This is a genomic window from Marivibrio halodurans, from assembly GCF_017963645.1.
Taxonomy (GTDB): Bacteria; Pseudomonadota; Alphaproteobacteria; order UBA8366; family Aestuariispiraceae; genus Marivibrio; species Marivibrio halodurans.
The window spans coordinates 334183-347473 of record NZ_JAGMWN010000004.1 but is presented as its reverse complement, the minus strand read 5'-3'; the positions used below and the strand labels follow the sequence as shown (position 1 = coordinate 347473).

The 13291-nt window shown below is 66.3% G+C and carries 12 protein-coding genes; all 12 read left to right on the top strand.

Features of this window, described 5'->3' with window-relative positions; all coding sequences use genetic code 11:
• Window positions 1-10: 10 nt before the first annotated feature.
• The 12 genes from KAJ83_RS10890 (at window position 11) to KAJ83_RS10835 (ending at window position 13284) form a co-directional block, all read left to right on the top strand.
• A complete protein-coding gene (locus tag KAJ83_RS10890) occupies window positions 11-1123 on the top strand; it encodes an ABC transporter substrate-binding protein (protein ID WP_210682096.1) in 1113 nt (370 codons plus the stop codon).
• Between the two features lie 123 nt (window positions 1124-1246).
• Entirely contained in the window at window positions 1247-3253 is a 2007-nt protein-coding gene (locus KAJ83_RS10885; protein WP_210682095.1) for an ABC transporter permease, read from the top strand.
• A 1-nt stretch (window position 3254) separates the two neighbouring features.
• Window positions 3255-4019 carry an ABC transporter ATP-binding protein gene (locus KAJ83_RS10880; protein ID WP_210682094.1) on the top strand — a complete coding sequence of 255 codons (765 nt, stop codon included), beginning with the start codon at window positions 3255-3257 and terminating at the stop codon, window positions 4017-4019.
• Window positions 4016-4744, top strand: coding sequence for an ABC transporter ATP-binding protein (locus KAJ83_RS10875; RefSeq protein ID WP_343221985.1), 729 nt, complete (start codon window positions 4016-4018; stop codon window positions 4742-4744). The genes KAJ83_RS10880 and KAJ83_RS10875 overlap by 4 nt, the downstream gene beginning before the upstream one ends.
• Before the next feature lie 18 nt (window positions 4745-4762).
• Complete coding sequence (locus KAJ83_RS10870) at window positions 4763-5686, top strand: arginase family protein (RefSeq protein ID WP_210682093.1); 924 nt, start codon at window positions 4763-4765, stop codon at window positions 5684-5686.
• A gap of 16 nt (window positions 5687-5702) precedes the next feature.
• Entirely contained in the window at window positions 5703-6698 is a 996-nt protein-coding gene (locus tag KAJ83_RS10865; protein WP_246484435.1) for an NAD(P)-dependent oxidoreductase, read from the top strand.
• A complete protein-coding gene (locus KAJ83_RS10860; protein ID WP_210682091.1) occupies window positions 6698-7558 on the top strand; it encodes an amidohydrolase family protein in 861 nt (286 codons plus the stop codon). Before KAJ83_RS10865 ends, KAJ83_RS10860 begins: the two co-directional genes overlap by 1 nt.
• A 16-nt stretch (window positions 7559-7574) precedes the next feature.
• Entirely contained in the window at window positions 7575-8066 is a 492-nt protein-coding gene (locus KAJ83_RS10855; protein WP_210682090.1) for a RidA family protein, read from the top strand.
• 43 nt (window positions 8067-8109) lie between these two features.
• Window positions 8110-9228 carry an aromatic ring-hydroxylating oxygenase subunit alpha gene (locus tag KAJ83_RS10850; RefSeq protein WP_210682089.1) on the top strand — a complete coding sequence of 373 codons (1119 nt, stop codon included), beginning with the start codon at window positions 8110-8112 and terminating at the stop codon, window positions 9226-9228.
• Window positions 9229-9446: 218 nt separating this feature from the next.
• Window positions 9447-11573 carry an acetate--CoA ligase family protein gene (locus KAJ83_RS10845; protein WP_210682088.1) on the top strand — a complete coding sequence of 709 codons (2127 nt, stop codon included), beginning with the start codon at window positions 9447-9449 and terminating at the stop codon, window positions 11571-11573.
• Window positions 11573-12520, top strand: a complete 948-nt coding sequence (locus KAJ83_RS10840) for a CoA transferase subunit A (protein ID WP_210682087.1) — start codon at window positions 11573-11575, stop codon at window positions 12518-12520. Before KAJ83_RS10845 ends, KAJ83_RS10840 begins: the two co-directional genes overlap by 1 nt.
• Window positions 12517-13284 (top strand): CoA-transferase subunit beta, encoded by a 768-nt coding sequence (locus tag KAJ83_RS10835; protein ID WP_210682086.1) that lies wholly within the window; start codon window positions 12517-12519, stop codon window positions 13282-13284. Before KAJ83_RS10840 ends, KAJ83_RS10835 begins: the two co-directional genes overlap by 4 nt.
• Window positions 13285-13291: the final 7 nt, after the last annotated feature.

Here is a 13291-nt window from a genome sequence, read left to right as displayed (position 1 = left end):
AAAAATGGGAGTGCGTAAGTTTGTAACGGCGATGCTGGCCACCGCAAGCATCGCGGCGGGCGGCGTCGCCCAGGCGGACGATACCGTCACACTGGGATTCACGGCCGCGCTATCCGGTGATTTCGCGGCTTTCGGCGAGAACATGCGTCGTGGCGCGGAACTCGCCATCGAGCAATTGAACGCCGACGGCACGGGCCCGACGTTCGAGCTCTTTCCGGTCGACGACCGGGGCGAGGCGCGGGAGGGCGTGTTGATCGCCCAGCGTTTCTGCTCGGACGAGGATGTCGACGTCGTGCTCGGGTATTCGTTCAGTTCGATCGCCCTGGCGGCGGTGCCGGTCTATGACCAGTGCGGCCTGCCGGTGCTGGCCTCCGCCGTCACGAGTCCCGATCTGTCGGGGGCGAGCCCTTATTTCCGACGGAATATCCTGACGGATGCCGTGCAAGGGGCGATGATGGGGACGTTCGCGGTCGAGACACTGGGCGATAAGCGGATTTATGTGATTCACCAGCAAGACGACTACGGCATAGGCGTCGCGAATGCCTTCACCGAGGCGGCCGAGGCGGCGGGTGCCGAGATTCTCGGCACCGAGAACTACCTGCTCGGCGCGAAGGACTTCAAGACGCAGATATCGCGCATCCGTTCGGCCGATCCCGATGCGCTCTTCATCGGCGGTTTCTACAGCGAGGCCGCCAAGATCGCTTCCCAGGCCCAGTCGCTGGGTGTCGATGTTCAACTTCTGGGGACCGACGGCTCCCTCAATCCCGAGTTGGTCTCGCTCGGCGGCGAGGCGGTCGAGGGCATGATCGTCTACGGCATGTTCGATCCTTCGGTCGCGACCGAGGATACGGCCGCTTTCATCGAGGGGTACGAGGCCGCGCACGGCATGGCCCCGAACGCGTTCTCGGCGCTCGGTTACGATGCGGTCATGACGGTCGCGGAGGCGGTTCGCATCGCGACGGAGGCAGGCGATCTCACGCGGGAGTCGTTGAATACGGCCTTCGGCGAGATCGACGGCTTTCCGGGCGTAACCGGGCCCACGACCTTCGACGCGCAGGGCGATCGGGCCGGGTCGCTCTATTTCCTGCAGGTTCGTGACGGCGCCTTCGCTCTCGCGGAATAGAAGCCACCGGGCCGGCGTGCCCGCCATCGTCACCCCCCGCGACCCTTTCGCGGGGCAGGCGGGCGCGCCGGCGCTCCGGTTCTTCTCCTCCCCCTCCATTCGAACCGCACGGGGCGCAGGGTCATGGATTTCTTCGGCCAGTTGCTGGTCAATGCGATCATGCTGGGCGCGATCTATTCGCTGGCCGCGATCGCCTATAGCTTGGTCTACGGCGTGGTCCAGCTGGTGAATTTCGCCTTCGGCGAACTCTTCATGTTGGGCGCCTTCATCTGCATCAGCCTCATGCTTCCTTCCGTTAGGCTTTTCGGTCTCGAGGCCCCGATGCCGGCGCTTCCGTTCCTCCTCGCGGCGCCCGTGTCGATCGCGGTCGTCGCGGCGATCGGCGTGGTCGTGGAGCGGCTGGCCTATAAACCGCTGCGCAATGCACCTCGATTGGCGCCCCTGATCGCGGCGATCGCGGTCTCCGTCCTGCTGCAATCCCTGGCGCAGAGCGTCTGGGGGGCCGAGGAGTTGAGCTTTCCCAGCTTCGCCTTGAGCGATCTGCCCCCGATCATTCTGTTCGATTCGATCTACGTGTCGGTGATGGAGATCGTGGTGCTGATCACGGCGCTGGTCTCGATGCTCGGCCTGACTCTCTTCGTGCGGCGCACCCGGATGGGGCGGGCCATGACCGCCGCGGCGGAGGATCGCGAGGCGGCCTATCTGGTCGGTATCCCGGTGAACCGGGTCATCGCGCTGGCCTTCCTGATCGGGTCCGGGTTCGCGGCGCTCGCCGGGGTACTCTATGCGCAGGCCTATGGGTTCGCGCATCCGACCATGGGCTTCCTGCCGGGACTGAAGGCGTTGACCGCCGCGGTGCTGGGCGGGATCGGCTCCATCCCGGGCGCGGCGCTGGGCGGGATGGTCTTGGCGGTGATCGAGACCTTCGGCGCGGGCTATCTGCCGAACGGCTCCGCCTATCGCGACGCCATCAGCTTCGCGATCCTGATCCTGTTGCTGATGTTCCGGCCGCAGGGGCTGCTCGGCCGCCCCGAATTGAACGACATGCCGGCCGGTAGTCTGGTCGGCATGTTGGGGCAATATGCGCGGGCCGGCGGCGTCGGGCGGCTGTTCGCGCCGATCGACCGGCTTTTCGAGCGGATGGGGGCGGGCAGTCTCGTGCTCAACGTGGCGTTGTTTTGCACCGCCCTGGCGCTCGCCTTCATCATCACCAACGATTTCTGGCTGCGCATCCTGATCTTCGTGGTGACCTACGGCTTGCTGGCAAGCGGTCTGAACATTGTTGTCGGCTTCACGGGGTTGCTCGATTTGGGGTTCGTCGCCTTTTGGGCCGTCGGGTCCTATTTCACCTCGATCCTTTTCATCCTGGTGCTGAAGAACCAGTTCGGCGTCGCGCCGACGGATATCTGGTGGCTCTTCTATGTGAATCTGATCGCGGGCGGCGTGCTCGCGGCGGGGGCGGGCATGCTCCTCGGCTATCCGACCTTGCGGCTGCGTGGCGATTATCTCGCGATCATGACGCTCGGCTTCGGAGAGATCGTTCGTATCGTCGCCACGAACTGGATCGATCTGACGCGCGGGCCGATGGGGATACGCGGTATTCCGACGCCGTCGCTCTTCGGTTACCCGTTGAACGATCCCCGGCATCTCTATCTGGTCGGGGTGCTGCTCGCCGCGGCGTTGCTGTTCCTCCTGTCCCGGGTCGTGCGCTCCTATGTCGGGCGGGCCTGGGTCGCGATCCGCGAGAATGAATCCGCCGCCGAGGCGATGGGCGTGCATACCGCGCGCTACAAGCTCTATGCCTATGCGTCGGGCGGTTTCTTCGGTGGCGTCGTTGGTGTCTTCTTCGCTCACTCCCAGCAATATATCAGTCCGCTCAGCTTTACGCTGTTCGAGAACATCCTGATTCTCATGCTGGTCGTGCTCGGCGGCCTGGGCACCTTCATCGGCCCGTTCGTGGGCGCGCTGTTCTGGATCGTGTTCCTGCAGGTCGCGCAGGGCTTCAGCTTGTTCCAGGCGATGCCGGAACTTCGCTACGCGTTGCTCGGCGCGCTGCTGGTCGCGTTGATGGTTTTCCGACCGCAGGGACTGTCGGCGCGCGCCCGTGTTCCCCTATCGATCGAGAAGTGACATGAGGCCGTTGCTTTCCATACAGGACCTGACCATCGTCTATGGCGGTCTCGTCGCTCTCGGCTCGGTCAGCTTCGACGTCGACGAGCGGGCAATCCACGGGGTGATCGGCCCGAACGGCGCGGGGAAGTCCACCCTCGTCAATGCGTTGACCGGGTTCGCGCCGATCTCCTCCGGAACCGTGACCCTGGCCGACCGCCATATCGGGGGGATCCCCGCCCATGCCGCGGCCGCGGCCGGGATCGCCCGGACCTTCCAGAATATCCGGCTGTTCGCCGGTATGACGGTGCTGGAGAACACGCTGGTCGGGGCGCACCGGCACTTCCGGGCACGTTTGCCGCATCTTCTGCTCCGGGCCGCGACGGCGCGCGGCGAGGAGAAGCGATGGCGCGAGCGGGCCATGGGCGAGCTCGACTTCGTCGGCCTGACGGGTCAGGCGCAGGCGAGCGCCGGCGCGCTTTCCTATGGACATCAGCGTCGGTTGGAAATCGCGCGCGCCCTATTGCTGGAACCGGCGCTGTTGTTGCTGGACGAGCCGATGGCCGGAATGAACGCCGCCGAGAAGGAGGAGATCGAAACCCTCATCCGGAAGGTCCGCGAACGCGGCGTGACGGTCCTGATCATCGAGCACGACATGCAGGTCATGCGCCGTCTTTGCGAGAGGGTGACCGTCCTCCATCACGGCCGGCGTCTGGCCGATGGCGCGACGGCGGAGGTTTTCGCCGAGACGGCCGTGCAGGAAGCCTATCTGGGGAGGTCATCGTGACGGCGGAAGCGGAAGCGATACTGCGGGTCGATGATCTGACGGTGGATTACGGTTTGATCCGGGCGGTCAACGGCGTGAGCTTCGAGGTCGCGCAGGGCGCGATCGTCAGCCTGGTCGGAAGCAATGGGGCGGGCAAGACGACGACGATGAAGGCCTTGTCGGGTCTGGTCCCGCGCGCGGGTGGGGCGGTCCGTTTCGCGGGCGCGCCCCTCGACGGGGTCACGCCCGACGGCCGGGTCGCGCGGGGCCTTGCCCATGTGCCGGAAGGGCGGCGCGTCTTCCCGCGCATGACCGTCCGCGAGAACCTGCTCCTCGGGGCCTATCTGCGCGGACGCGATCCGGGGGTCGTGGAGGATCTGGACAGGGTCTGCGAGATGTTCCCGATCCTGGCTGCCCGCCGCCAACAATTGGCCGGGACGCTTTCGGGGGGCGAGCAACAGATGCTGGCCATCGCGCGCGCCCTGATGAGCCGCCCCAAGCTTCTGCTGATGGACGAGCCGAGCATGGGTCTCGCCCCGCAGATGGTCGATCTGATTCTGGAGAAGATCGTCGAGATCAGGGCGTCGGGGGCGACCGTGTTGCTGGTCGAGCAGAACGCGGTCGAGGCCATTCGGCTGTCCGATGTCGTCTATGTGCTGCGTCTGGGCGCGGTGATTCACCGAAGCGCGGGGCGTGACATGGACGAGTCCCTGCTGAAGGCGCTCTACCTTGGACACGACATATAAAAGGGATGGAAACGGAAGATGACGAGTGACGACCCCGTATTGAATCCGGCGGGAACCTTCATGGGCGTTCCCGCCGCCGGGTCGGTTCGCGCCGGGCAAGCCGCGATCATCGGCATGCCCTTCGATTGCGGGACGCATCCGACCCGCATTGGTGCCCGTCAGGGGCCGGCGGCGATCCGGGCGCAGTCCGGCTTGCTGCGCCCCTTCTATCCCCCGCTGTCCGATAGCGACGTGCTGCGGGAACTATCGGTGGTCGATATCGGCGACGTACGTGTCTCCAGCGGCGATGTCGAAGGGGCCTTCCCGCAGATCGAACGCGCGATCGATGCCGTGGTCGGCGTGGGCGCCTATCCGGTGACGATGGGTGGCGACGGTGCCGTCACCCTGCCGCAACTTCGCGGCGTGCATCGTCACCATTCCGATCTGGTGGTGCTGCATATCGATGCGCACACCGATAGCTATGATACGCCGGGCTACAATACGGGCAGCACCTTCACGCGCGCGGCGGAGGAGAGGGTCGTCGACCCCACGGGGTCCTTCCACATCGGCGCGCGCGGCTCCCTGCCCGCGCCCGGCGTATACGCGTACACGCGTTCCCTCGGCTACAATCTCGTGCCTGGCGAGGAACTCCGACGCCGGGGGGAGGAAGCGGTGCTGTCGCAGGTTCGCGAAACCGTGGCCGGGCGGCCGGTCTATCTTTGTTTCGACATGGATTATATCGACCCCTCCGCCGCGCCTGGCGTCGCCACCCCGACTTGGGGCGGGCCGGACGCGGAAGCCGCCTTGCGGCTGCTGCACGGTCTGGCCGGACTGAATCTCGTCGCCGTCGACGTCAATACGGTCAGTCCCCCGCATGATGTGGGCGGCATGACCGCGTGCCTCGCCGCCCATGTCATGCTCGCCTCGCTGCATTTGGTCGCGCTCGGCCGGCATGACTCCTAAAGGGAAGATACCTGCAATGCCGAAGATACTGATCACTCATAACCGTGACCTGCTGCGTAACTTCTACAGCCATGAGGCCGTGGAGCAGCTTCGCGCCTTCGCCGACGTTCGGCTCAACGAGTCCGACGACCCGCTCGCCGGGGACCGGCTGGTGGAGGCCGCGCGCGACGTCGATATCGTGATCTCCGACCGGTTGGTGCCGGGGACGCCGGAGCTGTTCCGCGCGCTGCCCGAACTGGCGGTTTTCATGCGGTGCGCGGTGGATTGTCGGAACATCGACGTCGAGGCCGCCTCGGAGGCCGGAACTCTCGTGGTCGGGTGCAGCTCCGGCTACAACGAGGCGGTGGCGGAGGCCGCGCTCGGTCTCGTCCTGATGCTCGGCCGTCGTCTTCATATCGGTGACCGGCTTTACAAGCAGGGGCAGGCGCGCCAGCCCATGGTGCTGGGCCGGCAACTCGCCGGTGCGTCCATCGGCATCATCGGCTTCGGCAATATCGGGCGGCGGATCGGCGATCTGGCCATCGCGTTCGGCATGAAGGTTAGGGCCTTCGATCCTTATCTGCGCATCGTCAACGGCTGCGTCGAGCAGACCGGCTTCGAGGAGACCCTGCAAGCCGACTTCGTGGTGTGCGCCGCCTATGCCACACCGGAAACCGAGGGCATGATGAACCGCGAAGCCTTCGCCAAGATGCGGGCCGATGCGTATTTCGTGAACATATCGCGCGGGGTTCTGGTGGACGAGGACGCGTTGCGCGATGCGCTGGCGCGGGGTGTCATCGCTGGTGCCGGTCTCGATGTCGGGCTGGGGCATGACGAGCAGCCGAGCGCCGATATCGCGGCCATGCCGAACGTCGTGGCCGTGCCGCATGTCGCCGGTCTGACGCGCGAGGCGAGCGATTATCAGGCGTTCGAAACCGTTCGCCAGATCAAGGAGCTGATGGCGGGCAAGCTTCCCAAGCTTGCCTTCAATGCCCATCGGGCGACCCGTCTCGACCGGCTGAGGAGCGCGTGATGGGGGCCGCCTCCCTTCTGCCGGCCGATCCGCCGCGTACGCCCCTGCCGCCCGGCGCCTGCGATTGCCATATGCATGCCTATGGCGATCCCGCGCGCTATCCGGTTCCCGAGGACGCGCCCTTCCGCCCGGTCGAGGGGGGATCGATCGATGCCTATCTCGCCCTGCGCGAGCGCCTGGGGCTGACCCGGGCGGTGGTCGTTCAACCCTCGGCCTATGGGTTCGATAATCGATGCACGATGGACGCCGTCGCGCGTCTCGGGCCGGATGGGCGTGCCGTCGTGGTGGTGGATGAGTCCGCCTCCGACGCGGAGTTGGCGGCGCTGACGGCGCAAGGCGCGCGCGGGCTGCGCTTCTTCATGCTGCCGGGCGGCGCGCTGGGTTGGGAGAAGCTGGCCCCCATGGCCGCGCGCATCGCCGAGCATGGCTGGCATATCCAGATGCAAATGGATGGCCGGTTCCTCGAGGAACGGGAAGCGGACCTCGCCCATCTCCCCTGTCCGCTGGTGATCGACCATAACGGCAAGTTCCTGAAGCCCGTCGGGCTCGATCACCCGGGATTGAAGGCCCTGCGCCGGCTGCTCGACGGCGGGCGGACGTGGGTCAAGACCTCCGGCGTCTACGAAACGTCGCTGGAGGGGGCGCCGCGCTATTCCGATACGGCCGCGATCGCCCGTCATCTGATCGCCGATTATCCGGAACGTTGTGTCTGGGCGACCAACTGGCCGCACCCGTCGGTCCCGGGATCGCCGCCCGACGATGCGCTGCTGTCCGATCTCTTCGCGCAATGGTGCGGGTCGGAGGCGGTGCGTGCGCGCATCCTGGTCGAGAATCCGGCCATCCTCTACGGTTTCGAATGAGGGAAGGGAATATCCCATGACATCGCAATTACCGGAAAGTCTCGCCCTCCAAATGGGCTTGGATATCCCGGATTTCGACCGCGACGGATATTATGGCGCGGATTACGGGACCATGAAGCCCTATCACCGGGTCGGGCGGTTGCTGTTCCTCTCCGGCCATGTCGGGCAGGTCGGCACGACCGTGCTCCATCCCGGCCGGCTGGGCGAGGGGGTCACGATCGAACAGGGCTACGCGGCCGCGCGGCAAACCGGGCTCAACGTGCTGGGCGGCATTCGCCAGGCGGTCGGTTCCCTCGACCGGGTGCGGGGTATCGTCCGCAGCCTCTGCTTCGTCGTCTGTACGCCGGACTTCACGGAGGTCCATCGGGTATCGAGCGGGATGTCCGACCTTTTCGTCGAGGTCTTCGGGCGCGAGCGCGGTCTTGGCGGGCGTGCCACCATCGGCATTACCGCGCTGGCCAATGGGAATTGCTTCGAGACTTGCGTCACGGTCGAGGTCGAGGACTGACGACGCGGACCCGTTCGTGGGAGCGATCATGGGGATATCCACGATGTCGAACAGTTTCGATCCGAAGGCCGCCCTCGCCGAGGTGCGTGCCGGGCGGGCCGCGCCCGCGGCCCTCTATACCGCGCCCGAGGTCTTCGCGCGCGAACGCGATCATATCCTGCTGAAGGACTGGTTCTTCCTCTGCCGGGAGGACATGTTGGCGGCGCCGGGTGATTTCCGGACCTTCGAGACACCGGGCGGCTCGGTCGTCCTGGTGCGCGGGGCGGATGGCGTGCTGCGCGGTTTCGCGAACCATTGCCGCCATAGGGGGGCGCAACTGCTGGAAGGCGAGGGGAATTGCGGCAGCCGGATCGTCTGCCCTTATCATGCCTGGACCTATAAGGCGGACGGGGCCCTGGCGGGTGCTCCCGGTATGGCGGACGTCGCGGGCTTCGAGCGGTCCGACCATGGGCTGACACCGCTTACGACCGAGAACTGGGCGGGCTTCGTCTTCGCGACCTTCAACGCGGCGCCGCGCCCGCTTTCGGTGCAATTGGGCGATGCGCCGGCGCGCTTTGCCTCGCACAAGCCGGACCGGCTGCGCGCCACATGGCGCAAGGTGATGGAACCGCGCTGCAATTGGAAATTGCTGCTCGAGAACGCGATGGAGACGTACCATACCGGCGTCGTCCATCGGAAGACGATCGGCGCGCAGACCCAGCGCGCCATCCCCACGGTTGGGGATTGGTTGTGCATGCAGGTGTTGAGCGACCGTTCCATCGGCTCCCTGCCGGGCGACGAGCCGCCCTTTCCATCGATCCCGGATCTGGACGAGTCGGCACGGCAAGGCGCTTATTTCTCGGTGTTTCTGCCTGCGGTGCAATTCGTCTGGGCGCAGGATTGCATGTGGTGGCTCAATGTCACGCCCTTGGCCGTCGACCGGTCGCGGTTGGAGATCGGTGGATGTTTCCCGGTCGATGTGCTCGACGATCCCGATTTCGAGGAGAAGGCCAAGGTTTATTACGCGCGCTGGGAGGCCGTGGCCTGGGAGGATGTGGGTATCCTCGAACGTCAGCAACAGGCGATGACCTCCGTGCTTTATCGTCCGGGACCGCTGTCGCCGCGCGACGATATGGTCCAGGCCTTGAGCGCCTGGGCGCTCTCGCGACTCGCCTGCCGATAAGCAGCCGGGCGTTCGCGCCAATCAGGGTCCGATCCCATCCGATGAAACGATGCCCGGCCGCCGATATGCGGCCGGGATGCGTGTGCCGGCGGCTCAACCCATGATTTTCGTGACAACGAAAAAATACCATTATGCGGAACACTGTTTTATTTTCTTGATCCATCGAAAAAGATGGGCATTCTGCGCCGACAAGGTTTCCAACGATGTCGGGAAGTGTCGTGACCATCGAAAAGTTGCTCAATCCGAAGAGCATAGCGCTCGTCGGCGTGTCCACGAAGAATGCCACCTTCCAGGTTGGGGCGCGCGCGGTTTTTGATCATCTGCGCCTGCATGGCTATCAGGGGCGGCTCGATATCGTGACGCGCGAACCGGCCACCATCGACGGTATCGACAGCGTTACCGACCTCTCTCGATTGACGCATGCGCCGGACTGCGTGTTGATCTCCGTCCCGGCGGCCGATGTCCATTCGGTCGTGGAGAAGGGCTTGGCCCTCGGATCGCGCGCCTTCGTGGTGTTGACGGGCGGTTTCTCCGAATCCGGAGAGGACGGCACGCGCGAGCAGGCGCGGATCGCACGTCTGGTGCGCGCGCACGATGCCGTCATGCTGGGGCCGAACACCACGGGCTACGTCAATTTCGCGAACCGGATCGCGTTGAGTTCCACCAGCCGGGTCAGCGCGGAACTCGCGCCGGTCGGCGATGTCGGCCTGGTCGTGCAGAGCGGCGCGCTGGGCAGTGGGCTGCTGGAGGAATCGGTGCGCAATGGCATCGGTCTCAGTCATCTGATCTCGACCGGGAACGAGGCGGTGACCAGTCTGGTCGACTGCATCGATCACCTCATCGACGATCCGGCGGCCAAGGTCATCGCGCTCTATGTCGAAAGTTTCCGCGAGGCGGATCGGATGATCGCCGTGTCGCGCCGCGCGCGCGAGGCGGGGAAGCCCATCGTCGTCTACAAGGCCGGACGGTCCGATGTCGGCCGTCGCGCGGCGGCGGGCCATACCGGCGCCCTGGTCGGCACGCGCGATGCCTATGCGGCGGCCGTGCGCCAACTCGGCTGGATCGACGTCACGGCGATCGAGGATCTGTTGCCGATCGCGAATTACGCCGCGCGCTCCGGCGCGGCGCGGACCATGGCGGTGATCTCGATCTCCGGCGGCTATGGCGGATGCGTCGCCGATGCGCTGGCCGAGGGGGGGCACGTCACATTGCCCGCGCCGTCCGCGCGGACGGTGGCGCGGATGCGCGATCACGTTCCCGCTTTCCTCAGCGCCAGCAATCCGATCGATGTCGGCGGCACCCCGTTTCGGACGGCCGAGGGCTATGCGGAATGCCTCGACGCCCTGGCCGACGATCCGGCGATCGACGGGGTCGTCATCGCGAACACGCCCATCGTTCCCGCCTGGGCGGCGCGGGTATCGGACGCGGCCGCGCGAACCCGGGCGCGGACGGGCAAGCCCGTCTCGGTCATTTGGCCCTCGGAGATATTCAATGGCGAGGCTCTGGCGGCGCTGCGCGCGGACAAGGTGCCGGTGTTCGGCCGGGTGGACAGCTTCGCCACCGCCGTCGCCGGCGTCGCCACGGCGTCGGAGAGTCGTATCGCCCCCTCCCGGCTGCTGCGCGAGGGGCGGGAGGCGGGCTGGAGCACGGCCGGATCGCGCGCCGAGGAGGCCGGCCGGGCGCTCGACGAATCGCGCAGCAAGACGATGCTGAAGTCCCTGGGTGTCCGGTTCCCGACCGAGCGTTTCGTGGAAGGACGCGATGTGGAGGCTGTTCTGCGCGCGGCGGCGGATGTCGGCTATCCGGTCACGTTGAAAGGCATCGCGGCGGGCGTGGTGCATAAATCGGAATTCGGTCTCGTGGCGGTCGGTGTGCCGGATGCGGACGGCCTGAGCGCGCATATCGCCGCCATGACGGAGAGCGCGGACAAGCACGGGCTCGATTTCCAGGGTTTTCTCCTGGGGGAGACGGTCCGGCCGGGCGCCGAGGTCATCGTCGGCCTCGGCCTCGATCCGGAGTTCGGGCCGATGCTGACCTTCGGCGCCGGCGGCATCCTGACCGAGATCATGCAGGATGCCGCCGTCCGGCTCTTGCCCATGGATGCCGGGGAGTTGCGCGCGATGATCGAGGCGTGCCGCATCGGCAAGGTGTTGAACGGCGCGCGCGGCAAGGCCGCGTTGGATGTCGACGCGTTGGTCGCGTTCCTGGAGACCCTGGCCGGTCTTGCCCCTCGGCTCGGCCGGGATTTCGCCGGTGTCGAGATCAATCCCGTCGGTGTCGGCGCGGCGGGCGAGGGCGTGTGGGCGTTGGACGCGACGGTGTTCGCCTATGGGGAGGGGACGTGATGTCGTCCGGTCGAAAGGAAAAGCTGGTCGCGCCCGGAATGTTGCGGGACCTGATCACGGCGTGGCTGGGCGACGGCGATCTGCTGGCGTTGGGCGGCCTTTTCAAGCAGGGGCGGCCTTGCGCCCTGGTGCGCGAGGTGATCCGTGGCGGCCGGCGTGATTTGAAGCTCGTCTCCTCGCCGGGGTCCGGTTTCGACGTGGATGTCATGATCGCGGCCGGTTGCGTGGCGGAGACCTTCCTGCCGGCGGTCACGCTGGAAACCAGGATGTGCCCCGCCTTTCGCGGTGCGGTGGAGGCGGGCACCGTACGCGCCCATTGCGTCGACGCGCTGTCCGTGGTGGGCGGGCTGATGGCCGCCGCCCATGGCGTGCCCTTCCAGCCGGTGGTCGCCTGGAAGGGGTCCGACGTGCCCCGCAACAATCCGCTGGCGGCCGAGATCACATGCCCCTTCACCGGCGAGGCCCTGTTCGCGACCCGCGCGATCCGCCCGAAGCTCGCCCTGCTGCATGCCCAGGAAGGCGACCGCTACGGCAATATCCGCCATCTTTCGACGATGACCTATGCCGATCAGATGATGGCGCGGGCGTCGGAACGCGTGATCGTCAGTGTCGACCGCTTGGTTTCGACGGAGGATATCGTCGCCCGCCCACGGGAAACGACGATCCCCTGCACCTATGTCGATGCGGTGGTCGAGATACCCCATGGCGCGCATCCGACCGGAAGTTTCCCACTCTACAGTATCGACGAAGCGCATATCGAGGGCTACGCCGACGTGGCCGAGGCCGCGCGCCGTGCCGGGCGGGACGGCGGCGGGGATGCGGGCGACGGCCTCGCCGACTATCTGACGCGCGTCGTCCGCGCGCCCGCGACGCAAGCCGACTATCTCGAGGCGATCGGTGGCAAGGCGCGTCTCACGGCGCTGGAGCAGGAGGCCGCGAGCCTATGACCGATACACGCTGTACCCCGGCGGAACTTCAGGCCTTCGTTCTCTCCCGCGAGCTCAAGGACGGGGAGATGGGGGCTGCCGGCGCGTCGGCCGCGATTCCGATGGCGGCCATCATGTTGGCCCGGCACATGCACGCGCCGGACATCCAGATCGCGGGCGAGATGTTCGTCAATCCGCGGCCGAGGCAGCTTTGGGACTCGATGCTCGACGACCGCGCGCTCGGCGCCTGCGAGGCGGCGGAAACCTTCCTGGAACTGTTCGGCCATTCGCATCGCGGATTGGATTTCTTCTTTCATAACGGAATGCAGATCGACCGTTTCGGCAATATCAACCTGCACTTCATCGGCGGGTCGATCGACCGCCCGCGCATGCGCGGGCCCGGGGCGGCGAACATCTCCTATGCCGGAACGTCGCGGCGGTTCTATATCTGCACGCACGCGCATTCGCCGCGAACCTTCGTGCCGCGTGTCGATTTCATCACCTCGCCCGGTTATCTCGACGGCCCCGAAAGCTTCCACGCGGCGGGGCTGAAGGGCGGGCCGGCCCTGTGCGTGACGCCCCTGGCGGTCATGGATTTCGATCCGGATAGTCTGACCATGCGGTTGAAGTCGGTCCATCCGTGGAGTTCGGTGGAGGAAGTCGTCGCCAAGACCGGCTTTGAACTCGGCCTGCCCGACCGCGTGCCCGTGACCGACCTGCCGGATGCCGGGACGCTCGACCTACTCCGCGGGAAGGTGGATACGGCCGGTCTATTGCGCCGCTGACCGGACG